At 68.7% G+C, this 23,197-nt stretch carries 27 protein-coding genes and 1 pseudogene; 11 read left to right on the forward strand and 17 right to left on the reverse strand.

Features of this window, described 5'->3' with window-relative positions:
* Positions 1-36 precede the first annotated feature (36 nt).
* Complete coding sequence (locus GPZ80_RS12110; protein ID WP_187220434.1) at positions 37-612, reverse strand: GNAT family N-acetyltransferase; 576 nt, start codon at positions 610-612, stop codon at positions 37-39.
* A gap of 62 nt (positions 613-674) precedes the next feature.
* On the opposite strand from GPZ80_RS12110, the gene GPZ80_RS12115 reads away from it, so the two are divergent.
* The 3 genes and pseudogenes from GPZ80_RS12115 to GPZ80_RS12120 all read left to right on the forward strand — a co-directional run bounded on the left by GPZ80_RS12115 (position 675) and on the right by GPZ80_RS12120 (position 2,530).
* On the forward strand, positions 675-1,532 hold the full coding sequence (locus GPZ80_RS12115; protein WP_187220435.1) for a hypothetical protein: 858 nt from the start codon (positions 675-677) through the stop codon (positions 1,530-1,532).
* Between the two features lie 149 nt (positions 1,533-1,681).
* A pseudogene (locus tag GPZ80_RS33325) lies at positions 1,682-1,906 on the forward strand (LD-carboxypeptidase); the annotation flags it as partial.
* A gap of 21 nt (positions 1,907-1,927) precedes the next feature.
* Positions 1,928-2,530: a S66 peptidase family protein gene (locus GPZ80_RS12120; RefSeq protein WP_281401237.1), complete on the forward strand. Its 603-nt coding sequence runs from the start codon at positions 1,928-1,930 to the stop codon at positions 2,528-2,530.
* Between the two features lie 3 nt (positions 2,531-2,533).
* On the opposite strand, the gene GPZ80_RS12125 is transcribed toward GPZ80_RS12120, so the two are convergent.
* Together GPZ80_RS12125 and GPZ80_RS12130 are read right to left on the reverse strand one after the other, a co-directional pair.
* Positions 2,534-4,564, reverse strand: coding sequence for a multicopper oxidase family protein (locus GPZ80_RS12125; protein WP_187220436.1), 2,031 nt, complete (start codon positions 4,562-4,564; stop codon positions 2,534-2,536).
* Between the two features lie 102 nt (positions 4,565-4,666).
* Entirely contained in the window at positions 4,667-5,983 is a 1,317-nt protein-coding gene (locus GPZ80_RS12130; protein WP_187220437.1) for an aminotransferase class V-fold PLP-dependent enzyme, read from the reverse strand.
* 261 nt (positions 5,984-6,244) lie between these two features.
* Here GPZ80_RS12130 and mtnA point away from each other — a divergent pair, with 261 nt between their 5' ends.
* From mtnA to mtnC, 4 genes are read left to right on the forward strand one after another with little or no spacing between them, the layout of a single operon-like run.
* Complete coding sequence (gene mtnA / locus GPZ80_RS12135) at positions 6,245-7,231, forward strand: S-methyl-5-thioribose-1-phosphate isomerase (protein WP_187220438.1); 987 nt, start codon at positions 6,245-6,247, stop codon at positions 7,229-7,231.
* Positions 7,228-7,818, forward strand: a complete 591-nt coding sequence (gene mtnB, locus GPZ80_RS12140) for a methylthioribulose 1-phosphate dehydratase (protein WP_187220439.1) — start codon at positions 7,228-7,230, stop codon at positions 7,816-7,818. Before mtnA ends, mtnB begins: the two co-directional genes overlap by 4 nt.
* Positions 7,818-8,390, forward strand: coding sequence for a 1,2-dihydroxy-3-keto-5-methylthiopentene dioxygenase (locus GPZ80_RS12145; protein WP_187220440.1), 573 nt, complete (start codon positions 7,818-7,820; stop codon positions 8,388-8,390). Before mtnB ends, GPZ80_RS12145 begins: the two co-directional genes overlap by 1 nt.
* Positions 8,387-9,073 (forward strand): acireductone synthase, encoded by a 687-nt coding sequence (gene mtnC, locus GPZ80_RS12150; RefSeq protein ID WP_187220441.1) that lies wholly within the window; start codon positions 8,387-8,389, stop codon positions 9,071-9,073. The genes GPZ80_RS12145 and mtnC overlap by 4 nt, the downstream gene beginning before the upstream one ends.
* 122 nt (positions 9,074-9,195) lie before the next feature.
* Here mtnC and GPZ80_RS12155 read toward each other — a convergent pair whose 3' ends face one another.
* Complete coding sequence (locus GPZ80_RS12155) at positions 9,196-9,966, reverse strand: helix-turn-helix transcriptional regulator (RefSeq protein WP_187220442.1); 771 nt, start codon at positions 9,964-9,966, stop codon at positions 9,196-9,198.
* A gap of 281 nt (positions 9,967-10,247) precedes the next feature.
* Here GPZ80_RS12155 and GPZ80_RS12160 point away from each other — a divergent pair, with 281 nt between their 5' ends.
* Positions 10,248-11,027 carry an AfsR/SARP family transcriptional regulator gene (locus GPZ80_RS12160; protein ID WP_312880275.1) on the forward strand — a complete coding sequence of 260 codons (780 nt, stop codon included), beginning with the start codon at positions 10,248-10,250 and terminating at the stop codon, positions 11,025-11,027.
* A 604-nt stretch (positions 11,028-11,631) separates the two neighbouring features.
* Here the strand turns inward: GPZ80_RS12160 and GPZ80_RS12170 are convergent.
* On the reverse strand, positions 11,632-11,901 hold the full coding sequence (locus tag GPZ80_RS12170; protein WP_187220444.1) for a transposase: 270 nt from the start codon (positions 11,899-11,901) through the stop codon (positions 11,632-11,634).
* Entirely contained in the window at positions 11,858-12,535 is a 678-nt protein-coding gene (locus GPZ80_RS34005) for a helix-turn-helix domain-containing protein (protein WP_187220445.1), read from the reverse strand. The genes GPZ80_RS12170 and GPZ80_RS34005 overlap by 44 nt, the downstream gene beginning before the upstream one ends.
* A 170-nt stretch (positions 12,536-12,705) precedes the next feature.
* Here GPZ80_RS34005 and GPZ80_RS12180 point away from each other — a divergent pair, with 170 nt between their 5' ends.
* A complete protein-coding gene (locus GPZ80_RS12180) occupies positions 12,706-13,323 on the forward strand; it encodes a response regulator transcription factor (RefSeq protein ID WP_512699349.1) in 618 nt (205 codons plus the stop codon).
* Positions 13,324-13,643: 320 nt separating this feature from the next.
* Here the strand turns inward: GPZ80_RS12180 and GPZ80_RS12185 are convergent, their stop codons facing one another.
* The 5 genes from GPZ80_RS12185 to GPZ80_RS12205 all read right to left on the reverse strand — a co-directional run bounded on the left by GPZ80_RS12185 (position 13,644) and on the right by GPZ80_RS12205 (position 18,558).
* Positions 13,644-15,812, reverse strand: a complete 2,169-nt coding sequence (locus GPZ80_RS12185) for a molybdopterin-dependent oxidoreductase (protein WP_187220447.1) — start codon at positions 15,810-15,812, stop codon at positions 13,644-13,646.
* Positions 15,813-15,936: 124 nt separating this feature from the next.
* A complete protein-coding gene (aroF, locus tag GPZ80_RS12190) occupies positions 15,937-16,977 on the reverse strand; it encodes a 3-deoxy-7-phosphoheptulonate synthase (RefSeq protein WP_187220448.1) in 1,041 nt (346 codons plus the stop codon).
* Positions 16,978-17,002: 25 nt separating this feature from the next.
* Complete coding sequence (gene aroH, locus GPZ80_RS12195; RefSeq protein ID WP_246477035.1) at positions 17,003-17,449, reverse strand: chorismate mutase; 447 nt, start codon at positions 17,447-17,449, stop codon at positions 17,003-17,005.
* Between the two features lie 82 nt (positions 17,450-17,531).
* Positions 17,532-18,269 (reverse strand): RNA-guided endonuclease TnpB family protein, encoded by a 738-nt coding sequence (locus tag GPZ80_RS32090; RefSeq protein WP_312880277.1) that lies wholly within the window; start codon positions 18,267-18,269, stop codon positions 17,532-17,534.
* Complete coding sequence (locus tag GPZ80_RS12205) at positions 18,202-18,558, reverse strand: helix-turn-helix domain-containing protein (RefSeq protein ID WP_222719221.1); 357 nt, start codon at positions 18,556-18,558, stop codon at positions 18,202-18,204. Before GPZ80_RS12205 ends, GPZ80_RS32090 begins: the two co-directional genes overlap by 68 nt.
* A 233-nt stretch (positions 18,559-18,791) precedes the next feature.
* Here GPZ80_RS12205 and GPZ80_RS12210 point away from each other — a divergent pair, with 233 nt between their 5' ends.
* The gene (locus GPZ80_RS12210; RefSeq protein ID WP_187220449.1) at positions 18,792-19,070 is read left to right on the forward strand and encodes a DUF2277 domain-containing protein; all 279 of its coding nucleotides are present in this window, start codon (positions 18,792-18,794) and stop codon (positions 19,068-19,070) included.
* 147 nt (positions 19,071-19,217) lie between these two features.
* On the opposite strand, the gene GPZ80_RS12215 is transcribed toward GPZ80_RS12210, so the two are convergent.
* The 4 genes from GPZ80_RS12215 to GPZ80_RS33330 all read right to left on the reverse strand — a co-directional run bounded on the left by GPZ80_RS12215 (position 19,218) and on the right by GPZ80_RS33330 (position 20,774).
* Entirely contained in the window at positions 19,218-19,727 is a 510-nt protein-coding gene (locus GPZ80_RS12215) for a hypothetical protein (RefSeq protein WP_187220450.1), read from the reverse strand.
* A 72-nt stretch (positions 19,728-19,799) separates the two neighbouring features.
* Positions 19,800-19,955, reverse strand: coding sequence for a hypothetical protein (locus GPZ80_RS12220; protein ID WP_187220451.1), 156 nt, complete (start codon positions 19,953-19,955; stop codon positions 19,800-19,802).
* A gap of 102 nt (positions 19,956-20,057) precedes the next feature.
* Complete coding sequence (locus tag GPZ80_RS12225) at positions 20,058-20,423, reverse strand: STAS domain-containing protein (RefSeq protein ID WP_187220452.1); 366 nt, start codon at positions 20,421-20,423, stop codon at positions 20,058-20,060.
* Between the two features lie 219 nt (positions 20,424-20,642).
* Complete coding sequence (locus GPZ80_RS33330) at positions 20,643-20,774, reverse strand: hypothetical protein (protein ID WP_281401229.1); 132 nt, start codon at positions 20,772-20,774, stop codon at positions 20,643-20,645.
* 135 nt (positions 20,775-20,909) lie between these two features.
* On the opposite strand from GPZ80_RS33330, the gene GPZ80_RS12230 reads away from it, so the two are divergent.
* Positions 20,910-21,551 carry a Pr6Pr family membrane protein gene (locus GPZ80_RS12230; RefSeq protein WP_187220453.1) on the forward strand — a complete coding sequence of 214 codons (642 nt, stop codon included), beginning with the start codon at positions 20,910-20,912 and terminating at the stop codon, positions 21,549-21,551.
* On the opposite strand, the gene GPZ80_RS12235 is transcribed toward GPZ80_RS12230, so the two are convergent.
* Both GPZ80_RS12235 and GPZ80_RS12240 read right to left on the reverse strand, forming a co-directional pair.
* Positions 21,529-22,008 carry a PPOX class F420-dependent oxidoreductase gene (locus GPZ80_RS12235; RefSeq protein WP_187220454.1) on the reverse strand — a complete coding sequence of 160 codons (480 nt, stop codon included), beginning with the start codon at positions 22,006-22,008 and terminating at the stop codon, positions 21,529-21,531. The genes GPZ80_RS12230 and GPZ80_RS12235 overlap by 23 nt on opposite strands.
* A gap of 171 nt (positions 22,009-22,179) precedes the next feature.
* Positions 22,180-23,124: an acyl-CoA desaturase gene (locus tag GPZ80_RS12240; RefSeq protein ID WP_187220455.1), complete on the reverse strand. Its 945-nt coding sequence runs from the start codon at positions 23,122-23,124 to the stop codon at positions 22,180-22,182.
* Positions 23,125-23,197: the final 73 nt, after the last annotated feature.

The raw sequence follows: 23,197 nt of genomic DNA on the forward strand, positions 1-23,197 counted from the left end.
GTGTCGCCCCGCACCCAACCTCCGTGGTCAGTACACCTAGGACAGGACTCCGTCCTGCCGCCCACCGAGTTGCTTCTGGAAGAACACGGACGGCTGGCCGGCGACAATGCCCGTTCCGGTTTGGGTGAACCCGCGGCTGCGGTACAACGAGATCGCAGCGTGCTGGCGGGTCGTCGTGTCCAAGTAGAGTGAAGTGAAGCCGAGTTCGACGGCCCGCCGCTCCAGGTAGTCGATGATCATCCTGCCGACGCCCCACCCTTGCCATCGGGGATGGACTCGCATCCGCTTGACCTCCGCGGTTCCCGGCCGAACCGGGCGCAGCGCGCCCATCGCGACGATGCACCCGCCGAGAGTGCCGACCACGAACTCGCCGCCGGTGTCCAGGTAGTGGCTCTGGATGTCCTCCAGATCATCGTCCCACTCCCCCGGCCCGGCGTTGGCTCCCGCCGCGTCGAGTGCCGCGTGGTGCAGCGCGACCACGGCGGGAGTGTCCGCCCGGGTCACCTGTCGCAGCCGCACCGGCTCATCGGCCGACACCGGCGCGATTCGGCCCAACGCGCGATCTGCCGCCGCGGACGTTGCCTCGCCGTTTCCGAGCGCTTCGTGGGACACGCGACCATCGTGCCCGAAAGTGTCCGGCCACAAACGGCGGACGGGACTGTACGGTTCCGGGCATGACGCAGCCGCCGCACCGTCCGCAGGGCGCACCGCAGCCGAACTGGCAGCCTGGTCAGCACCCCCAGTACGGCCAGTACCAGCCCCAACAGGACCCGTACTGGCAGGAGGAGCCGCGCCCGCGCCAAGGCGACTACCGGTCGCAGGCGCCGCAGCGTCCCGACTACCAGGCGGCGCCGCAGCGGGTGCAGGCGCCGCGGCCGCCCGCGGCCCGGGCGGAGCCGCCGTCGTCGTCCTCGGGGTTCCGGATTCCCGGCGTCGGGCTGATCCTGACGCTGCTGGGCACCGCGGTGCAGTTGCTGTGCCTGACGGTGCTGCCGTGGATCAGCCAGGGCAACGACCCGCGGTCTCTCTTCGAGCTGTGGGAGGCGCTGTCCAACGGCGGCGCGAACAGCTTCGGCGACTGGTACGTCCTGCTGTTCACATACCCACTGATGATCCTGGGTGTGCTGCTGTCATTCGCCGCGGTGCTCGAATCGGTCGCGATGAAGGTCGTCTGGGCCGGGCTGATGCTGCTCGGCATGGGCTACCTGCTGCTGCGCTACGGCCTGGGCCCGTTGACCGGCTCCTTTGGCGAGCAGAAGTTCGGCACGATGGAGATCGTCGTGGCGCTCGTGGCCGTCGCGGGCGTGGTGCTGGTGGTGTTCGTGCTCAAGACGGCGGTCAGCATGTTCCGCCGGGTGGCCGGGCTCGTCCTCATCGGACTGTCCGGTGTGCACGTGTTCGCGGTCATGGACCTGCAGAAGGCCTCGGACCTCAGCGACCTGAGCGTCGGCGCCTTCGGCCCGACACTCGGCTACCTGCTCGTCGGCGTCGCCGCCCTGATCGGCCCACGGCGTCTGGTGTCGGGCATTTGATCCACCCCGCTCGGTCGCGGTGACGTGTCGGGGGTCCCGCACGAACACGCCATCGAAGTTGGCAGTGTTCGTGCGGGACCCCCGACACGTCACCATCAAGGCGACCGAGCCGCGCCTGCGAAGCTGGCGCCACGTCACAGGACGGCGCGGGCCACGTCAGCGCACCCGCCGCCGAACGCGCACGGGAACTGACCGCCATGCTGACCGACCCGGACATCCGGGCGATCGTGCCGCCGTGGGGCGGCGAGACGGCGATCGACCTGCTCCCCCTGCTCGACTGGGACGCCATCCGAGCCGCGGAACCGACCTGGGTGGTCGGGTTCTCCGACATGTCCACGATCATCACCCCGCTGACCCTGCTGACCGGGGTCGCGACCATCCACGGCAACAACCTCATGGACACGCCCTACCGCTCCCCGTCGGGACTGCTGTCCTGGCTGGACATCGCCGCCCTACCCACCGGCTCGGCCTTCACCCAGTCCTCCCCCGGGCTGCACCGCGCGACCGGGTTCGACGACTACCAGGCGCACCCGGACGTCACCGAGTTCACCCTTGGCCAGTCCGGGCCCTGGGTCCGCCTCGACGGCGACGGCGAGGTGGACGTGTCCGGCAGGCTCATCGGCGGCTGCATCGATACCGTCTGCAACCTCATGGGCACCCGCTTCGGTGACACGTCAGCGATCCCCGGTGACCTGCTCGTCTATGTCGAAGCCTCCGGAGACGACGCGGCGACGATCTGTCGCAACCTCCACGGCATGCGGCTCGCCGGGTTCTTCGACCGGGCGAACGCCGTGCTGATCGGCCGGACCCGCGCGCCGGGCATCGCCTCGCTCACCCAGCACGAAGCGGTGGTCGACGCCCTTGGCGGGCTTGGGGTCCCGCTCATCGCCGACGTCGAGTGCGGCCACGTCCCGCCGTACCTGCCACTGGTCAACGGTGCTCTCGGCCGCGTCGTCCACAACGCGACCGAGAGCACCGTCACCCAAACCCTGGCCTAGCCGCTATTCCGGCTGGTTGGGCGTGTCATGCCCGGCCACGAAGGTCGTGGTATAGCCCTCGTAGGACAGGTGCATGACCATTCCGAGCGCCGCGTGGTCGAGGTCGTGGCAGTGGTCCATCCACAGCCCCGGGTTGTCCGCCTTGAACATCACCTCGTACGTCTCTCCCGGATGGACAGTGACGGTGTCGAGCCATTGCGGGCTGCCGGACGCCCGCTTCCCGTTGCGGGACAACACAAGCGCGTGGTGGCCGTGCAGGTGCATCGGGTGGTCGACGAAGCTGCGGTTCACGAACCTCATCCGGACCAAATCGCCTTCGTTCACCATCACGGCGGGCACGTTCGGGAACAGGTCACCGTTGACCGTGTAGACCATGGCGAACTTGCCGTCGTAGAAGCCGAGTCGGTTGTCCATCACCCATTCGACCGTTCGCTCGACCGGGGTGTCCGCACCGAAGTTCGTGGGCGCCGGAGCGCCGTAGCTGTTGGCGTCGAGTTCCGCGCCGTCGAACCTGGGCGCACGGTCGCCGGTGCCGTCGGGGCTCAGCAGCATCCCCGTGTCCGGATGGCCCATGGTGGCCAGCCGCACGGGCGCGTCCGGCATGGTGAACTCGACGTCGTACCGCGCGCCGCCGCCGAGGACTAGGACGTTGTCGGTGACCTCGGTAGGTCCGTTGACCGTTGTGCCGTCGATGGCGGTGACCTTGAACGATGTGCCGGTGAGGCTGAACCTGCGGGTCTGGCTGTCGGAGTTGACCAGCCGCAGCCGGGTCTTCGTGCCCGCGGGCACGGCCTTGCGGTCGAGCAGGTCGGTCCCGTTCATCACCTGGATCTGGTTCTTGAAGGTGTGCACCACCACGGGAATGTCGGTGACAGCGGCTTCCGGGGAGGGGGGATCGACGACGAACCCGCCGTAGAGGCCCGCGCGCACCTGCTCGGAGGAGACCTGGTGCGAGTGGTACCAGTAGCTGCCGACGTCCGGAGCGCGGAAGCGGTACACGTGCCTGCCGCCGGGGCGCACGGCGTCCTGGGTCAGGCCCGGCACGCCGTCCTCGGCGTTGGGCACGTCGACCCCATGCCAGTGCAGCGTGACACCCACCTCGACATCGGCGTTGCGCAGCTCGACCTCCACGAGTTCGTGCTGCCGCACCCGAAGCAGCGGACCGGGAACGGTTCCGTCGTAGGTCCAGCCCTGGATCTTCGCCCCGGACGGCAGGGTGAGCTCAGTGGTCCGCGCGGTCAGGGTGAACTTCTTGTCCGGCACGCCGTCCTTGGGCCCACTCAGCTCCGTGATCGGCTTGCCTGGCGCGGGGCTGTACGCGACCGGCGAGACACCACCGGACCCGTGACCGCCCGCGGCGTGCGCGACGCCGCCATGCTCGGCCATGTTGTAGCTGCCCGGGAGCCTGCTCGACGACGACCCCCACACGGAGCCGACGACCACCACCGCGACGAACGCCGTGACCTTGGCGCCGGTCCGCAGAAAGCGCACACCCAGCCCGGGAAACGGCGCGCCGGTGGTCAGCAGGCCGGACACCTTGCGCAGCTTGACGACCTGCAGCAGCGCCGCGATCAGGAACAGGAAGCCGTAGACCACGATTTCGTCGAACAGCCCGCCGACCGGCTGCCTGAAGAAGCCCAGCCAGAAGGCGAAGACCGCGCCGATCGCCGTCAGCCGAGGCGGCAGGCCGACCTTCAGCTCCGCGAACCGCGCGCGGTCGTCCGGCTCGCGGAGCGCGGGGAACATCCAGACGTAGGTGAGCACGGCCGGAACCAGCAACATCGGCACGCCGAACACCAGATCGTTGGCGCCGAAATCCCAGCCGTGGTCCAGAAGCAGCGCGATCAGCACCGCTTTCGCCACCACCGGCACACCGGCGAGGACCAGCAGCGCCCGCACCCGCTTCGCGCCCGACGCCCGCTTCCGGGCGTCGGGCTGCCTCACCAGGCTCCCGATCCGCCATGCCGCCAACGCCCACAGGGCGATCAGCGCCACGTCGACCATGGTGTCCGACCCGACTAAAGCCTCGAACATCGAAATCCCCTCGCCGCGAACCGCGCCTGCCGCGCTCCCGGCATCACCCTCCCAGCGCGTTCCGCCGCGGACATCGGGGAACGTCCCTGGTTGGGGTCAGGGTCAGTCCCCTGAGGTCAGCTCCCGCAGGCCGTCGACCAGGCGGTCGATGTGCTCGATCTTGGAGCCCAGGCCGACCGACGCGCGGACCGCGGTGGGCGGCAGCGTGCACTCGGCGGAACCCGCCTCGCGCAGCAGGCCGCGGGTGAGGGGGTGTGAGCAGAAGAGGCCGTCGCGCACGCCGATCCCGTAGCGCTTGGCGAGGAACGCGGACACGTCCGACGAGTCGTGTCCGGCCACGGCGAAGGTGACGATCCCGACCCGGTCGGCGTCCGTGCCGAAGATCGACAGCTCGCGCGCGCCCGGCACGGTGGCGAGTCCCTCGCGCAGGGTCGCGACCAGCCGGTGCTCGTGGGCGGCCATCGCGTCCCAGTCGGCGTCGTCGAGCGCGGTGCAGACCGCGGCCATGGCGATCGCGCCGATGACGTTCGGACTGCCCGCCTCGTGCCTGCTCGGCGACGGGTGCCAGCTCACGTCGCCCGCGGCGTCGCCCACCAGCGCGCTCGCGCCGCCGCCCGCCAGGTACGGGGTGGCCGCGTCCATCCAGTCCGACCGGCCGGCGAGGATGCCCGCGCCGAACGGCGCGTAGAGCTTGTGCCCGGACAGAGCCAGGTAGTCGACGTCGAGTTCGGCCATGTCGACCCGGCGGTGCGGGGCCAACTGGGCGGCGTCGAGGGCGATGCGCGCGTCCACGCTCCGCGCGACCCGGGCGAGTTCGGCGACCGGCCACACCTCGCCGGTCACGTTCGAGGCGCCGGTCACGGCCAGCAGGATCGGGCCGGTGTGGGTGCGGCGCAGGTCGGTGAGCGCGGCCTCGGCGGAGGCGACCGCCTCGGCGGGCGTCGCGGGGACCGGCAGCCGGATCGGGTCGCGCCACGGCAGCAGGTTGGCGTGGTGCTCGCCGGCGAAGGTCACCACCTTCGCGTCCGCGGGGACGAGGTGGGCCAGCAGGTTGAGCGAGTCGGTGGTGCTGCGGGTGAACACCACCAGGTCCTCGGGACGGGCGCCGATGAACCAGCCCAGGGTCTGCCGGGCGTGCTCGAACCCGCGGGTGCACTTCTGCGACAGCGCTCCCGCGCCCCGGTGCACGCTGGCGTAGTACGGGAGGATCTCGTTGACCGCTTCCTGCGCGGCGACCGCGCACGGCGCCGAGGCGGCGTAGTCGAGGTTGGCGTAGGTCAGCAGCCCGCGCGGTGTGTCGACGACGACATCCCCACCGAGCACGCGCGGGCCGGGCGGTCGTTCCTCCACCTGGCCCTCGGGCTGCAGGCGCCGGGTGCGGGTGGCGGCGATGGGGTTGGGCGGGGACTGCGTCGACATGGGGTGGGTCCTCCCGGCAATCGTGCGGTACGCGTCGGGTTGTGCCCGACGACGCAACAACCTGGCACCTGCGCATCCCCGCGTACACAGCCATTCGGTGTGATCTTCACCGTTTCCAGGTTCACATCTCACGTCACAGGCGAACAGGGAACGCGGGTCGGAGCGCAGAAAGGAGGAATCCTCTCCTGTGGGACGCCCGAGGGCCAACTGCCGTCGCGCATTACAGTGGCCCCGGAATCGGACGACGAGCGGAACGGGGCCATGGCGCGGTCGCTGGCATGGGAAGACGGCAGCGTTGTCGCGGTGGACCAATGCGCGTTGCCGCATGACTACCGTGAGCTTCGGCTGCGCACGGTCGACGAGGTCATCGACGCCATCAAGCGGCTCGCCATTCGCGGCGCTCCCGCCATCGGCGTCGCCGGCGCGCTCGCGGTGGCCATCTCCGCCGAGCTGCACACCGTCGACGGACGCTGCGACGTCGACGCCGTCCTGGCCGACGCCCGCCGGATCGCCGACGCGCGGCCGACCGCGGTCAACCTGAGCTGGGCGGTCGACCGGGTCGTGACGCACCTGCCCGGCGGCGCGCCCGCCGTGCTGGCCGAGGCGCTGGCCATCCTGGCCGAGGACGAGGACCGCAACCGTGCCGCCGCCGCGAACGCCGCCGAACTGGTGCTGCGGCTGTGCGAGCGCCGCCCGCTGCGGCTGCTGACCCACTGCAACACCGGCAGGCTGGCGACCGTGGCCTGGGGCACCGCGCTGGGCACCATCCGGACACTGGCCGAGGCCGGGCACGTCGAGGAAGTGTTGTTCGGCGAGACCCGGCCGCTGCTGCAGGGCGCGCGGCTGACCGCGTGGGAGCTGGCGGAGGCTGGGATCGCGCACCGGCTGTGCGTCGACTCGGCGGGTCCCGCCGCGATCGCCGCGGGCATGGTCGACTGCGTCCTCGTCGGCGCCGACCGGGTCTGCGCGAACGGGGACGTCGCCAACAAGATCGGGACTTACTCGCTGGCCCTCGCGGCGCGGCGCTCCAGTGTGCCGTTCATCGTCGTGGCTCCGGTCTCCACGCTCGACCCGTCGCTCGCGACCGGGGCCGACATCGAGATCGAGCAGCGCTCGGCCGACGAGGTCACGGTGTTCGGCGGTGTCGCGGTGGCGCCCGCGGGGACGGCCGTGTTCAACCCGGCCTTCGACGTCACACCCGCCGACCTGATCACCGCCGTCGTCACCGAGCAGGGGGCCTTCGGATGACAGATCTCGCAGCCATGTCCGCCCAGCTCTACGCGCGCGGCTGGATGGAGGGCACCGCGGGCAACATCTCGGTTCGCCTCGACGCCGAGACCGCGCTGATCACCGCCAGCGGGGTCAGCAAGGGCTCGCTGACCAGCGAGGACACCGTCCGGGTGCGGATCGCCGACGCCCGGCCGGTCGAGTCCGCGGGCCCGCGGCCGTCGGCTGAGACGTCCATCCACACCGCGCTCTACCAGGTGTTTCCCGACTGCGGCGCGGTCGTGCACGCGCACCCGCCCTATGCCACGGCGGTCGCCGCGCTGGCCACCCGGCGGGGGGCCGATGTCGAGGAGTTCGTCGGGCTGGAGATCATCAAGGGGTTGGGCGCCACCGACAAGGTCCTGATCCCGGTCTTCGAGAACCACGCCGAGGTGCCGCGCATCGGCGCCGACGTCGCCGCCCGGCTCACCCCGGACGCTCCCCCGGCGCTGCTGATCGGCGCGCACGGCGCGACGACCTGGGGTCCGACGCTGGCGGCGGCGCGCAACCGGATGGAATGCCTCGAAATGCTGTGCAGGCTGCGGCTGCTGATCGAAAGGAACGCGTGATGACCCTGCTTCAGGTCATGCCGGAGGACGACGCCACGACGGTTCTGGTGCGCACCCGGGATTCCGCTGAGATCTCCGCGCAGCTCGCGCCGTTCGGCATCACGCTGGAGAACTGGGACACCGTCGACCTGCCCGCGGGCGCGGGCCAGGACGAGGTGCTCGCCGCCTACCGGTCGGAGGTGGACCGGGTGTCCAAGGAGGGGCCGTACCCGCTGGTCGACGTGGTCCGCCTGGTGCCCGACGACAGCGACCCGGACTGGCCGACGAAGGCCGCGGGCGCACGGACCAAGTTCCTCGACGAGCACACCCACGACGAGGACGAGGTCCGCTTCTTCGTGGAGGGATCCGGCTGCTTCTACCTGCACCTCGACGGCAAGGTTTATGCGGTGGTGTGCGAGGCAGGCGACCTGATGTCGGTCCCCGCCGGCACGACGCACTGGTTCGACATGGGCGAGCGGCCGCACTTCTGCGCGATCCGCTTCTTCCAGGAGGAGGACGGCTGGGTGGCGGGCTTCACCGGGTCGAAGATCTCCGCCGGGATGCCGACCCTCGACGAGCTGCTGGCCGCGTGATCAGCTCCGTCGTCCTCGACATCGAGGGCACCACCAGCCCCCTGTCGGCCGTCCACGACATCCTGTTCCCCTATGCGCGGGAACGGATCGCGGACTGGATCCGCGACGAGCGCCCGGGCACCCCCGAGGTCAGCGACGGGGTTCGGGAACTGGCGGGCGCCGAGGTCGACGTGGTCGCCACCCTGCTCGACTGGCACGACCGGAACCTCAAGCACAGCCCACTCAAGACACTGCACGGGCTGATCTGGGAACGCGGCTTCCTCGCCGGGGACCTGCGCGGGGTGGTGTACCCGGACGTTCCGCCCGCGCTGGCGGAGTGGCGCGAACGCGGGGTGCGGATCTGGATCTACTCCTCGGGTTCCGTTCTGGCCCAGCGCCTCTGGTTCTCCCAGACCGATCAGGGCGACCTGCTGTCGTTGCTGGACGGGCACTTCGACACCGTCAGCGGCGGGCCGAAGAAGGAAGTTGCCTCCTACGAGCACATCGCGAGCGTCATCGGCGTGCCGCCGGGCGACATCCTGTTCCTGTCCGACGCCGTGGCCGAGCTCGACGCGGCGCGCGCGGCCGGGTGGCGGACCGCCGGCGTCAGCAGGCCCGAGGACGGGAATCCCGACGTGGGAACACATCCGGCGGTCGTGACGTTCGAAGCAGTTCCACGTGAGGAATTCCCACCGCAACCATGAGGACGTCACACCGAAGCCTTGTGCCGCACCATTAGCGCACGGAAGGGCTTCGGTTCGCGGAAGCGGACCACCACCCGATCACGGCCGGCGCCGCGAACGGCGCCGGTCGTGACACCCGCGAGTCAGACCGCGCGCAACCGGTGCGTGCGGCCGGTTCCGGCGCCGAGCATTTCCCGACGAGCCAGCGTGACGGCGATGGGCGGATCGGTGGGATCGAGTTCCCGCATCCGCACGTCGACGTAGTCACCCGACCCGACGACCTCGCGCGGCGCGCCGATGAGGATCTCACCGGTCGCCGAACGGGCCAGTGCCACCACGTGCCAGCTTCCCTCGGGCACGCCGGAAATCGTGAACGAGGAGGCGCCCGAAGCCGCCACGTACCGGAACGCGACGGGCCCGCTCTGCGGGATCGCGTCGGCGAAGAGGCCGACCAGCACGTTGCCACGCATGCCTTCTGGCAGGGTGATCCGGCCGGACACGGAGTCCGGCCCGGAGACCAGCCCCACCTGCGGGCCGACGTCCTCCAGGGAGGGCAGCGCGAAGAAACCGGGTGCGACCGCCAGCAGCAGCTTCGCCACCTCCGGCGAGCGGTACTGGGTCGGGGTCAGGCCGACAGCCTTGGTGAACCGGCTGGTGAACGTGCCGACACTGCTGTAGCCCACGCCGCAGACGATGTCCGAGACGGTCATCGAAGTGGTCAGCAGCAATCGCTTCGCCTCGAACAGCCGCACCGCCGTCAGGTATCTGCCCGGCGTCACCCCGGTCTCCTTGGAGAAGACGCGGGAGAAGTGGAACGGGCTGATGAACACCTCGGAAGCCAACTCGGTCAACGCGATCGGCTCGGCGTACCGAGCCCGGATCGCCGCGATCGCCTTGCGAATGACGGGTTTCATGGCGCCCTCCTGTCTCGGGTCGTGAGACTGCGTTCGTGCAGCGGCTGATGCGCACTGTTGCCGGCCGGGGACCGTGTCACCCCCGTACTCTCCGCACCTACAGTGCTACGCACTGTTCGAGGCGTGGACGAAGCCAGGACTAACGCCACGTCCGGCCCATGCGTTGCGCATCCTCGCGGTGCCACCGACTCACCCGGACACTCGTGTGTTGATCACTAACGCCGCGCGCACGCGGGGACTACCGTCGAAGAACATGCGGCCGAGGGGAGGGGGCACCCACAGTGACCGGCGCGCGCGGAGACCAGGAGTTGGTCCGGTTCACCCTGTTGGGCCCGTTGGAGGTCCGCATGAACGACGTGGACTACGCACCCACCGGCCCCAAGGTCCTGCAACTGCTCGCACTGCTGCTGATGCGCGCGGGCCAGGTCGTGGACTCCGAGACCATCATCCGCGAGTTATGGGCGCAGCACCCGCCGCGAAGCGTGCGCAAGACGATGCAGACCTACGTGTACCACCTGCGGCAGTGCATCGAGCGCAACGGCCTGGCCGGTTCGGACGTGCTGCGCACCAAGTCGCCCGGGTACGTGTTCAAAGTGGATCCGGAGCAGATCGACGTCTTCACCTTTCGCCGGATGTTCCGCCAGGGCCGCGACCTGATGGCCGACGGCAGGCCCGCGGAAGCGGCCAGGATCCTGCGCTCGGCCTTGGCCCTGTGGACGGGCCCGGCGATGTCCAACGTCCCCTGCGGGCCGGTCCTGTCGGCCTACGCGGTCGACTTGGCGGAGCAGCAGCACGCGGCCAGGTACCTGCGCATCCAGGCCGAGATCGACGCGGGCCAACACCGCGACCTGATCGCCGAACTGCGCTCCCTGGTCACCGAGAACCCGCACGACGAGGGCCTGCACGGCCAACTCATGCGCGCGCTGGGCCTGAGCGGCAGACGCCTTGAGGCCCTGGAGATGTACCGGGAGCTACGGGCCAAGCTGAACGAGGAACTCGGCCTGGAACCCTGCGCGGACCTTCAGCGGTTACAACAGGAACTCCTCTCCGTCGGCCGTTGAGTCGTCCCAAGTGGACACTCATGTGGTCATCCCCGGTTCGTGACCTCATCACTGTCTTTCACCCGAAAGTGTTGGCTATCGTTGCTTCATGACACCGTCCGCTGCTGCGAACCACCTGCGCGGCGGGCGGTGTCCCATTCACGAAACGTGCGCAACCGTGTCGTGAGCCGCCGCCTCGCGGCACGGCGTTGACCTCGTGGGTCTTCCCGTGGCGGTACCCGGTGCCCGCGTGAAGCGGGTCTGACATGGGTTTCCTTCGGGCTCGTTTTGGGTCGCCCCGCAATTCGGGGAGGACATGCCACCGGTGACCTCGTCGACGAGGTGGGCGAGGTTGCGGGCGACGTTGAGATCGCGATCCAGGCTGAATCCGCACTGGCCGCGGTGGAACGTCCGCTCGGACAGGCGCGGTTTGGCTTTCACCACGCCACAATCCGATCAGGTCTTCGATGACGGGAACCACCGGTCCACCAGGTGCACGCGGCCATCGGCCCATCCCGATTTGTAGATGATCTGCCTGCGCAGTTCACCCATCCCGATCCCGGCGATGTGCCGGCCAGACGACGGTTGCGGATCATCCCGGCCACGTTGAGGTCTTCGATCACGATCACGCCGTGCGGGCGGACCAGACGGGTGGACAGTTGTGCAGCCCGTCGCGGCGAGCGTTCGCCACGTCCGCCTGAAGACGGACGATACGGGCTTGGGTCTTTCGCCACCGCTGGGAAGGGACCCGCCGGGTGCGTCGGTCCGGGCCGACCCGGCGGGCAGCCTGCAGCCCCAACCGGCGCAGTCCCCGCAACGCCACCTCGAGATGCCGGGGATTGGGAATCACCTCACCGGTCGAGAGCACGGCCAGCGACTTGATTCCCAGATCCACACCCACAACGGAGTCCGCTCGGATCCTGGCGATCGACGTCCACGGAGAACGAGCAGAACCACCGCCCACCCTGATGGGTGATCGTGGCCGACCGGATCCTGGCGGTCCCACGCTCGACACGCCGGGCGAGTTTCCGGGTCGACTCGTGGGTGCGAACAACGCCGATGCGGGGCAGTTTCACATGCCTGCGGCCACCCCCGGACAAACCGAACGTGCCGGTGGTGAAGCGACACGACAAGCCGGCGCGCCTTCCTTTGAACCTGGGGAACCGCACGGTCGGCCCATTGCGCTTGCCTGCCTTCGAACTGCTCCAGTTGCCCAACGCCACCGCGAGATTCGCCAGACCCGAGGAGTAGGCCTCTTTGGAGTTCTCACCCCACCACGGCGCGGCGGCCTCCTTGGCTTGGTTCCACAGTTTCCGCAGGCTGAAGGCTGACCACGACACCGACGGCGTCCACTCCGCTTCTGGAATACCGTAGGACTTCTCGGCTACGCGTTGGTCGAGGTTGGCCTTGATCAGGGCCAAGCCCCAGTTATAGGCATAGCGCTGTCCACCACAATGCGACCGCAACACAGCCGCTTGGGCCGATGTCGGGTCCAACGCGAACCGATACGCCCGCAGCACCATGGTCATCACCGCGGACCGCAAGCACCACCACCGACAAAACGGGTAGTCACCGGGGTATCGATCGCCTGAATCTCACGGCAGCAGGTCCACACACGTCTGGGCACCTCGAACGGTTCGCCGCCCCCGGGTTTACGATGCTGAGGCTGTTCGAAGCTCGCACGAGCAAGGGGACCAACGTGATCAGGGTGCTGCTCGCCGAGGACATGCACCTGGTCCGGGGTGCTCTCGTCGCGCTGCTCAACCTCGAACCGGACATCGAGGTCGTGGCCGAAGTCGCCGAGGGTGACAAGATCGTGCCCGCCGCGCGGGCGTCGAATCCGGATGTCGCCATTATCGACATCGACCTGCCCGGCAAAGACGGCCTGACGGCGGCGACCGAACTCCAGGTCGAGGTCCCCACCTGCCGCACCCTGATGCTGACCAGCCTGGGACGTCCCGCCACAGTCCGCCGCGCCCTGGCCGCGAAGGTCAACGGCTTCATGCTCAAAGACGCTCCCGCGGACAAGCTGGCGAACGCCGTCCGCCAGATCGCCGCCGGTGAGCGGGTCGTGGACAGCCAACTGGCCCTCGCCGCCTGGGACATGCCCGACTGCCCGTTGACCGACCGCGAGACCGAGATCCTCCGCCTGGCGGCGGACGGCCACGACGCGGGCCAGATCGCCGGGAAGCTGTTCCTGTCGCCGGGGACGGTGCGGAACTACCTGGCCTCGATCGTCACGAAGCTAGGTGCCCGCAACCGGGTGGACGCCATCCGGATCGCCCGTGAAGCGGGCTGGCTCTCCTCATCCAGCTGACTCCGCCATGGACCCGAACCCAGGCCCGTACAGCATCGGCAGCTCGACCTGGCCTGGCACCAGCCGGGTGATCGAGGAGACGGGCGAACTGACGCAGGTACTTGGCAAACTCATCGGCGCCGGCGGTCAGACAGATCATTGGGATGGGACGGACCTCCGCGAACGGCTGATCGCCGAGCTAGTGGCCCGTCCAGCAACGTGCGGGCGGCCCTGGACTTCTTCATCGCCGCCAACGACTCGCCGGTTTCCGCGATCAATTCGCGGGCCACACAGAAGCTCGCGGAGTATCAGGACCGACACCGACACCTCTGACTGATTGTTCACACTGGGAGCACCGTTACCGGAACTCCGCTGAACACAGCATTCCCAGACCCACGATCAATCACCAACTCCGAAGTCAACACATTCGCGTTAACCCCAGCATGAGCAACAGCAACAGCCCCAGAAGGCGCTGAATGCCCCCACCCATGCGGCAAACTCACCACTCCAGGCATGATCGAGTCGGTCACCTCGACATCCACCTCCACAGCCCCGGAAGCAGACCGCACCACAGCCCGATCACCAAGCCCCAACCGTGCGACGTCAACAGGATTCACCTGCAACGTGCACTGATTGCTCCCCCCGACCAACGACCGCACGTTATGCAGCCAGCTGTTGTTCGAGCGCAACTGCCGCCGCCCGATCAGCAGCAGGTCCGCGGGCGCCGCTGAAAGCCGGGAGAGCAGCCTCGCGACGTCGGCGACCAAGGGCGCGGGAGCGAGTTCGACCAGCCCCGAAGCCGTGCACAGCAACTCCCCGAACCGGGGCTCCAACGGCCCGAAGTCGATCCCGCTGGGCTTCTCCCGCAGTGAAGCGAGCGTCAGCCCATACGGCCCAAGCCGTAGAAGCGCGTCCAGCAGGACCTCGGGCCCGCTCGGCCCCTCCAACTCGGCGCGGACCGAGACCGGGTCCCGGCCGTGGATCGGTGTGCCGGGAATGTTCACGAAGGCCTCGAGCAGGCCGCCGACGATCATCTCGTCCAGCACTGACGGGTCCGTGTCAGCGCTCTGGCCGCTCGCGATCAGCGTGAGGCGGGCCATGATCTCCGCCTCCGACCGCTGGTCGGGCTCCAGCGGATGGATCGCCGGTGAGTAGCGGGCGTAGTTGCGCACCGCCACCGTCAGCTCCATCAGGTCGTAGTGCGGCGTCTGCAGGATCCTGGGCGGCGGCAGGATCACGTGGGCGTGCTTGGTGGTCTCGTTCAGATACGGGTCGACGCAGACCATGAAGTCGAGGTCGGCGAACGCCCGGTCCAGCCGCGGGCCGTTCGGGGCCGACAGGACCAGGTTGCCCGCGATGGTGATCATCGCGCGGACCTGGCCCTCCCCCGGCGTCTCGATCTCGTCGGCGAGGGTGGCGACCGGGAACTCGCCCATGATCTCCGGCAGACCTCGGACCCGGCTGTGCCAGTTCCCCAGGGTGAACGGCTGCCGCGTGCGGAAGACCTCCAGCGCCGCCGTGCGGGTGAACATGACTCCGCCGGGGCGGTCGAAGTTGCCGGTGAGGATGTTGACCACGTCCACCAGCCACTGCGCGACCGTGCCGAATTCCGCTGTGCTGGTGCCGATCCGGGCATACACCGCCGCGCTGGGGGCCGCGGCCAGCTCGCGGGCGAGGCGAGTGATCGTCTGGGCGGGGACACCGCAGACCGGGGAGACGACGGCCGGGCTGAAGTCGGCGGCGAGCGCCCGCAGGTCGTCCAGGCCCGCGACATCGACGCCGATGGTCGTCAGGTCCTCGGCGAACAGGGTGTGGACGATGCCCAGCAGCAGGTACGGGTCCGTACCGGGGCGGACGGTCAGGTGCTCGTCGGCGATGGCCGCCGTGCGGGTGCGGCGCGGGTCCACCACGACCAGCTTGCCGCCGCGGGCGCGCAAAGCCTTGAGCCTGCCTGCGAAGTCGGGGGCGACGCACAGGGAACCGTTGGACACCACGGGGTTCGCGCCGAGGATGAGCAGGTAGTCCGTCCGGTCCAGGTCCGGCACGGGGAACGCCATCGCGTCGCCGAACATCAGGCCCGTGGACACGTGCTTGGGCATCTGGTCGATGGTCGCGGCGGAGTAGATGTTCTTGCTCCCCAGCGACTGCGACAGCGGCTGGCGGTAGGTGAAGCCCGCCATCGTGTGATAGGTCGGATTGCCGAAGTAGACGGCGACCGCGTCGCGGCCGTGTTTGTCCCACACCCCGCGCAGGCCGGTCTCGACCGCGGCGAACGCCTCTTCCCAGCTGACCTCGTGCCACTCGTCACCCTTGCGCACCAACGGATGGCGCAGCCGGTCCGGGTCGGAGTCGATGTTGGCCAGGCTCGCCCCCTTGGGACACAGGTAGCCCTTGGACAGCGGGTCGTCCTGGTCGCCCTTGACCGAGGTCACCCGGTCGTCGTCGTCCAAGGTGAGCCGCAGGCCGCAGACGGCGTCACAGATGGGGCAGGTGCGGTGCGCGGTTCTCATCGACACTCCTGGGCGCTGGCGTCGTCGGGCTTCCTCATCATGTCCCGCACGACCCCGCCGGAGATCTTCCGAAATGCGGACTGTCGGGCGCCCCCACCGGAGACACCCGACAGTCCACAGAGGATCAGCTCGCCAGCCACTCCTCGCGCTCACCGGGCGTGCGGCCCATGAACGCGGTGAGGTGCCGCAATGAGTGCGCGAGCGTCTGCAGGTCCTCCTTGACCAACGCCTGCGGGCCGTCGCACAGGGCCGCCTCCGGCTGCGGGTGCACGTCGATGATCAGGCCGTCGGCCCCAGCGACGATCGCGGCCCGGCTCAGCGGAAGCACCAGGTCGCGCCGACCGCCGGAGTGCGACGGGTCGACGATGACCGGAAGGTGCGAGAGCCGCTGCGCGACCGGGACCGCGGAGATGTCGAGCGTGTTGCGGGTCGCGGTCTCGAACGTGCGGATGCCGCGCTCACACAGCACGATGTCGAGGTTTCCGCGCTGGGCGATGTACTCCGCGGCCATCAGCCACTCCTCGATGGTGGCGTTCATGCCGCGCTTGAGGAGGACCGGCTTGCCGCACTCCCCGACCGCCTGCAGCAGCGGGAAGTTCTGCATGTTGCGGGTGCCGACCTGGAGCATGTCCGCGTAGTTCGCCACCACCTCGACGTCACGCGGCCCGACGACCTCGGTGACTACCGGCATTCCGGTGATCTTGCGGGTGTCGGCCAGGATCCGCAGGCCGTGGATCCCGAGCCCCTGGAAGGCGTACGGCGACGTGCGCGGCTTGAACGCGCCGCCACGCAGGATCGTCGCGCCCGCCGCCTGCGCCATCCGGGCCGCGGCGAGGGTCTGCTCCGGGGTCTCCACCGCGCACGGCCCGGCGATCATGGTCACGGTGTGCGGCCCGATCGGCACACCGCCGACCTGCACCGTCGTGCGCGCCGGGTGATGCTCGCGGCTGACGAGCTTGTATCCGGCGGTGATCCGCCGGACGTTGCTCACGCCCTTGAGCCGGTCCAGGTCCATCTCGGCGAACCGGTCGACGTCGCCGACCAGTCCGATGATCGTGCGGCGCACTCCCCTGCTGACGAATGCCTGACCGTCGACCGATTCGACCTGTTCGACGACCGCCGCGACATCCGCCTCGGTCGCGTCGGCCGTCATCACGATAACCATGAGCGTGGTTCCTCTCGTCCTTCCGTCACGCGGACAAGCTCGAGCCGCCGCGGGATTGCCGCTGCCGGGATTGGCGGGTGCCCGCGACCAGGTCCGGCCGCAGCCTCCCCGCGCCGCGCAGGTAGACGTGTTCGACGTCAGTGCGCGAGAGGTCGGTGTTCACGTGGGCGAGCACCCTGACGACCCGGCTGAGCGCGTTGGGCACGGCGATCTCGGTGGCGCACATGAGGGGCACGTCCACCAGCCCGAGCTCACGAGCGGCCACTGCCGGGAATCCGCTCGCGAGATCGGGGGTCATGGTGAAGAAGAGGCTGATGATGTCGTCGGCCACGAGCCCGTTGCGGCTCATGAGCTCCACCAGCAGGGTGCCGGTGTCGGCGACGATGAGCGCCGCCTCGTCCCGGTCGATCTGGATAGCGCCGCGAATGGCCCGCACCGCTGTCATCCCGCCCACCGCCAAGATCGTCGACATCGTCCCGAACCCGTTGGGGGCGCGGAGACTCAGCGTCCCACCGTCGGTTTCGGATCGTCTTCTCCGGCAGTGCCCAGATGTGTCACCGATGCGATTGAGCGAGCATGGATACGTCACTCACGCGCAGCCGACCGTTACCAGCCGGCGGTTCCCGTCTTGCCCCATCGGCATGGTGCGGGATTGGCGTTTCACAGCCACCTGCCGGGCCAGTCCCGGTCTTCTGGTCGGCTCCACGCCCTGTTTTGGCGTCGCCCGGCCACTCCAGGTCGACGTAGTGCTTGAGGTTGATCGCGGCGTTGTGGTCCCGATCGGCGACCAGCCCACATCGCTCACACTTGAAGGTTCGGACCGCAAGGCCAAGTTTGGGTTTCACCAAGCCGCAGCTCGAGCACGTTTGGGAGGAGGGAAACCACCGGTCGGCAACAACCAGGTTCCCGCCATTCCACCGGGTCTTGTAGTCGAGTTGCCGCCTGAACTCACCGAACGAGGCATCGGCGATATGGCTTGCCAACGGGCGATTTCCGAGCATCCCGACAATGTTGAGGTCCTCGACCACCACCGTGCGATAGCCGTCGGCAAGGGTGGTGGTGAGCTTGTGGATCGAATCCATGCGCAGGTTCGCCACCCGGGCATGAATGCGAGCGACGGCCTGCCGGGCGATGTCCCACCGTGTCAAGCACCGGGTTTGATGGAGGCTGTGATGTGCCCTGGGTTTTGCGGAGTCGGGGTACTGGACTTCATGCTGATCACCCCTAGGAGAGGTCAGCATGAAGTCCAGTAACCCGACTCCGCAAAACCCAGGGCACATCAATGTCTCCATCAAACCCGGTACGCAACACCTTGGAACATTCCGTCCACCACGGCGCCACCATGGCTTTGGCTTGGTTCCACGCCCGGCGCAACGCCGGGAGATTCCAGCCCAAGGTTGGAGTCAACATATCGGCGGCGACGCCGTAACTGGTCTCGGCTGCCCGTTGATCGAGGTTCGCCTTGACCGCGGCCAGCGCCCAATTGAACGCGAACCGGGCAGCACCAGCATGTCGCTCAAGGACCCGGGCTTGGCTTGGGGTCGGGTCCAGGGCGAGCCGGTACGCCCGCACCACCGTCACGATCCTTCACCCCCAACCTGTAGCCATCCCGACAATTCGCAGCCCGGGATCCCAGACAACCCATGCGAACCGACACGACCGACTACTCGAACTCGAATCTCGTGATCGACCACGGCGCACGACACCGTAACGTTGACGTCCGACAGAATCTGCGAATGCGTCGAGGCGCCCGCCCGCCTGAGGCCTGCCTCGCACTCCGCATCCGAGGTGCGCCAGGCGATTACCCTGGAGGTATGTGCCGCAACATTCGTGTCCTTCACAACTTCGAGCCGCCCGCGACCTCCGACGAGGTCCACGCGGCGGCCGTCCAGTACGTGCGCAAGGTCAGCGGCTCGACGAAGCCGTCGGCGGCCAACCGCGAAGCGTTCGACCGGGCCGTCGAGCAGGTGGCCGCGGTGACCCGCGAGCTGCTCGATTCCCTGGTCACCACCGCCTCCCCGCGCGACCGCGAGGTCGAGGCCGCGAAGGCAAAGGCCAGGGCCGCCGAACGCTACGGTGCGCGCGCGGAGTAACGGCGTCCCCTCCAGGGAGCCGTCACGCTCGGTCGAGCTGACATGCGAGAGGCCCGTGGACACGCGACGCAGTCGTCGTGTCCACGGGCCTCTCGCATGTCAGCTCAAAAAGCGATCGAGCCGCGCCCCCGGAGGGGGCGCCATTACTCAGCCGGTCGGGGCCGGGATGGGTGGCACCGGGACCGGAACCGGCGGCACTGGCACCGGAACCGGCAGGGGCAGCCCGCCCAGCAGGCCCGCCACCAGCGAGAGCACCAGCGTCAGCAGGGTCGAGACCAAGTCGGTCACCAAGGCGATCGGACTGGGCAGACCGGGCAGCATCTGGGGGTTCTGCTTGAGCTTCTCCTGGATCTGGGCGGACTTGTCGTCGGCCTCCTCCACGACGTGCAACGTGTTGTTGCTGCGGGCGATGTCGCGGACCTGGGCCAGGACCGGACGCAACTCGGTCACCGAGCTGAGCAGGGCCTTGGGGTCGCCCGCTTTGTAAGCGGCGTCGATCTGGTCGTGCAGCTTTTGCAGCTGGGCGGCCGGCGCCGAGTTGGAAGCCTCCGCCGAGGCGGAAGTGGGCTGGGTCGCGGACGCCATACCTGCCCCGGCCATTGACAGCACGCTCACGGTCGCGACCGAGGCCACGAGCCGAACGAGGTGACGATTCATCGAAAGGTCCTCTCCGGGTGTCTTCTACCGCTACTGCAGGGCTACCAGCCGGGACGGTAAGTCACCAAAGGATCACCACTCGTCATCGCCCCAGGTCACACCTATCGTCACCCAGCGCACGCGGTCGAGATCCACGACAGCGTGAAGATCCTCGTCAATTAGCCACCAGAAGCGATCGGAACCGAGCCGAATCACCCACAGGAACACCAGGAACCACGTTCGGCTCATTCTGTGCGGGTAATCTCGCAAAAACACTCGAAGGGGCTCTTGCTTTTTACTCCGTTCGCGCGCATACGCGCCCGAAATGGGTCGAAGCTGAACTTTTCCCAGTTACCACGAGGACTGGACCATCGGCCGAAGCGCGGAGTCCAGATCGCGGAACAAAGCCACCGTCTCCGCCACGCCGGTGAGCTGCATCGTGCCGAGAACCGGGCCGGGCGGAACCGCCACGCGCAGCCGCCTGCCGCGGTGCAGACAGTGGTAATGCGCCCGCAACAGCAGCGGCGCGGTGCCCACGCTGAGGTACGTCACGCGCTCCAGGTCCACGACTACCAGCGCTTTGACCGAATCCTCGGCGCACGCGTCCTCGATCTGCTCCCGCCAGGGCTGCTCGGTCAGCAGGTCGATCCGACCCGCGGCGGCGACCACCACAGCCGAGCGGGTGCTTCGCGTGGTCACCTCCAGGGGTGGCGGCACGGCAGCCTCCGAGAATCAAGCACTAACGACGGTTTTGTCATCGTCGCCGGGCCGCGCGGACGCAATACACGCTGGTCGCCGTCGAGTTCGGGGCGACTATAACGGACCGAATGCATGGCCCTGACGCCGCCACGCGGAGGCGCGGGATCGAGCCCCGGAAATTCGGCGAACCGATGAATTTCTCAGCTCATTCCCAGGCCATTCACCTGCGCTCGACCATTAATGATCATCGATGGGAGCGGAGGTCTCGGGCTTCTCCGGCTCGTCGCCTGCCGAGGCGTCGCGCTTGTCGCACGGGCGACGATCAAGGGTGATCTTGGACCAGACGAGGTCCCGCAGTTCGACGGACACACAAGATCAATCGACCGAATGGAGCAAGCTGTTACCGAAAGCGACATCGCGCCACCCGTTTGCCGTAGCGACCATCCGATCGGCCCAGCGGCCGTCCGTTGGCGGCGGATGGATCAGGCCGTCTACCTTCTACCCATGACGATGCGAACCGCGGCCCGTACCTGGTTCGGGCTGACCGCGCTGGTGGTCCTCGCCGGACTGGTCACCCAGATCGCGGTGACATCGCAGGCCACCGAGGGCCACTTCACGACCGTGGCGGGGCGCGTGGCCAACGTGTTCTGCTTCTTCACGATCCAGTCCAACATCATCGTGATGGTCACGTGCGCGCTGCTCGCGCTCAACCCCGAGCGCCCGTCGACCGCACTGCGGGTGTTCCGGCTCGCGGGCCTGCTCGGCATCGCGATCACCGGTGTCGTCTACCACACGGTTCTGTCGAACCTCTACGAGCTGCACGGCGGCGCCGCGGTCGCGGACTTCCTGCTGCACACGATGTCCCCGCTGCTGACCATCACCGGCTGGCTGGTCTTCGGCCCGCGCGGTGGCATCGAGTACCGGGTCATCGGCCTCGCGGCGCTGTTCCCGATCGTGTGGCTGGTGTTCACCCTCGCACGCGGGCCGTTCGTCGACTTCTACCCGTACCCGTTCGTCGACGTGCGGATACACGGCTACGTCGTCGTCATCTTCAACTGCGTGATCGTGGCGGTGTTGTTCCTGGTGCTCGCCCTCGGCGCCCGGGCGCTCGACCGCGTGCTGGTCAGGCGGACGGCCCCGGTGTAGCCACCCCAGGCGGGAAGCCGCCGGTGGCGATCGGACCCCAGCGGTCGATCTCGATCCGGATCAGGCACTTGCCTTGGCTGACCATCGCCGCGCGGTACTCGTCCCAGTCCGGGTGCTCGCCGCGGATCGACCGGAAGTACTCGACGAGCGGTTCGACCGCCTCGGGCAGTTCCAGCACCTCGGCGCGGCCGTCGACCTGCACGTAGGGCCCGTCCCAGTCCTCGGAGAGCACGCAGAGCGTCGCGGCGGGGTCCCGACGCAGGTTGACCGCTTTGGCCCGCCGCGGGTACGTGGAGACCACCACACGGCCGCGCGCGTCGACCCCGTAGGTCACCGGGGACACCTGGAGGCTCCCGTCGGCCCGCCGGGTCGTCAGCACGCAGCGGGAGCGGGCGCGCAGGAAGTCGAGCAACTCGACGCGATCGGGGCGGCGGACCGTGGCGGTTCGGGGCGACATGCCCTCGAACCTAGTGACTCATCGAGACGAGCCACCAGGTCCTTCGGCAAACTCGACCCGCTGCGGATCGGCACCTAAGGGGACCGGGACGTCAGCCGTCCACGGTCCCCTGCCAACCGCACCATCACACGGCAGGTGACCACCGGGAGAAATTCCGGGGAGGCGGACCAGCTACTTGGCGAGTTTGGCCAACCGCTGTGGCGTCGGCCAGCGGACTTCGCTGACCCAGCCGAACTTCTCGAACAGCCAGATGAGCCGGGCCGAGATGTCGATCTGACCGCGCTGGACGCCGTGGCGGGCGCTGGTCGGGTCGGCGTGGTGCAGGTTGTGCCAGGCCTCACCCATCGACAGGATCGCCAGCGGCCAGAAGTTGGTCGCCTTGTCGCGGGACTTGAACGGGCGGTTGCCCACGATGTGGCAGATCGAGTTGGTCGACCAGGTGACGTGGTGCAGGAACGACACGCGGACCAGGCTGGCCCAGAAGAACGCGGTGACCGCGCCCCACCAGGTCCAGGTGATGAGCCCGCCCAGCACCGGCGGCGCGAGCATGGTGACCGCGGTCCACATGCCGAACTGCTTGTCGATGCGGCGGATGTCCGGGTCGGCGAGCATGTCCGGGGCGAAGCGCTCGGCGTTGGTCAGCTTGCGGTCGAAGATCCAGCCCATGTGGGCGTGCCAGAAGCCCTTGACCAGCGCGGCGGGCGAGGTGCCGAAGGCCCACGGGGAGTGCGGGTCGCCGTCGCGGTCGGCGAAGGCGTGGTGGCGGCGGTGGTCGGCGACCCAGTGCAGGATCGGCCCCTGCAGCGACATGCTGCCGGAGATCGCGAGCCCGACGCGGACCGCGCGCTTGGCCTTGAACGCGCCATGGGTGAAGTAACGGTGGAATCCGACCGTCGTGCCCAGGCAGGTGAACGTGTAGAAGAACGCCGCCAGGCCGACGTCGACCCAGCCCAGGCCCCAGCCCCAGGCGAAGGGGACCGCGGCGATCAGGGCGACGAACGGAACGAGGATGAACAGGTACGTGCCGATCTGCGGCCACAGCCCGCGTGGCTCCCCGAACATGGGCTTGGGCCCATCCTGGTCCACTTGCGCGCTGCCCTCGACGGTCGCGGTCATCTCTGCCCTCCGGCTCCTGGGTACTCACCCAGTGTGTCTGGGGGAATTAGTACCTGCTCAGCGATAAGCAAAC

It is taken from the genome of Actinokineospora xionganensis, assembly GCF_014323725.1.
In the GTDB taxonomy this organism is placed as follows: Bacteria; Actinomycetota; Actinomycetes; order Mycobacteriales; family Pseudonocardiaceae; genus Actinokineospora; species Actinokineospora xionganensis.